This window comes from Mesorhizobium sp. M7A.F.Ca.CA.004.06.1.1, assembly GCF_003999135.1.
Lineage (GTDB): Bacteria > Pseudomonadota > Alphaproteobacteria > Rhizobiales > Rhizobiaceae > Mesorhizobium.
This window is the reverse complement of record NZ_RZPQ01001255.1, coordinates 1-912: the sequence shown is the minus strand read 5'-3', so window position 1 is coordinate 912 and position 912 is coordinate 1. Positions and strand designations below refer to the sequence as shown.

Genomic DNA, 912 nt, shown 5'->3' with positions numbered 1-912 from the left:
TGATAGCCGCGCTCGGTCTCGAGCTGAATCCTGTCGCCGGCCTGCGCGGCCAGTGCGCGCGACCGTGCACCGGCGGCGAGCACCACCGTGCCAGCCTGGATGCGAACGCCGGGGCCGCTGAGCTGGACACCGTCAGCCTCGACCTGCAGTCCGGTGATCTCAGCCTGCTTCACCGATGCACCACGGGCACTCACCGCGCCCAGCAACCGCCGCATCACCATTGCCGGATCGGTGACATTGATCGAGTCGGGAAAATACACGCCATGCGCTGCTGTCGCCGGCAGGCCCGGCTCAAGCGCCGCCACCTCTTCGGGAGTCAGCACCTCTTGGTGGATGCCAAACCCAGCGCGCATTGCCCGGCCGCCGGCGCCAGCGGCAAAATCGCTCTCGCGGCGATAGAGGTAAAGACAGCCATTGCGGCGCAGCTGGTCCTCCAGCCCGGCCTCCCCGATCATGTCTTCCCAGGCCGGAAGGGCGTCGGCCAGCAGTCCGGCGAGCGCCAGCGCATTGGCCTGGGTCGCCGCCGGCAGCGATTGCCGCACGAATTGAACCAGCCAGGGCGCCAGTTGCAGCAGTGCCGGCCAGCGCAGCGAAAACGGACTGTCGGGATCAAGCAGCAACTTTGGCAGCGCGCGCAGCACGGCTGGACTGCCGACCGGCATACAGGCGTATTCGGCGATCGTTCCGGCATTGCCTGATGAGGCGCCGGAGCCCGGCTCATGGGGATCGATGAGCAGGACTTCGCGGCCGTCCGCGACAAGGCGAAGTGCCGTCGCCAGCCCGACAACTCCGGCGCCGACAATGGCGATTTCGACCGTTTCAGAAGCAGCCACTGTAGATCTTCCCGATTGACCGTGAATCCAGTACCGATCATGTGGTCTCTTGGTTCGGGGTCACGGTCCAGTCTTGATC

General features: G+C 66.2%; 1 protein-coding gene. It reads right to left on the bottom strand.

From position 1 onward, the window contains the following. On the bottom strand, positions 1-833 hold an 833-nt coding region (locus EN906_RS35580; RefSeq protein ID WP_164777676.1), incomplete at its 3' end, for an FAD-dependent oxidoreductase. Between the last annotated feature and the right edge of the window lie 79 nt (positions 834-912).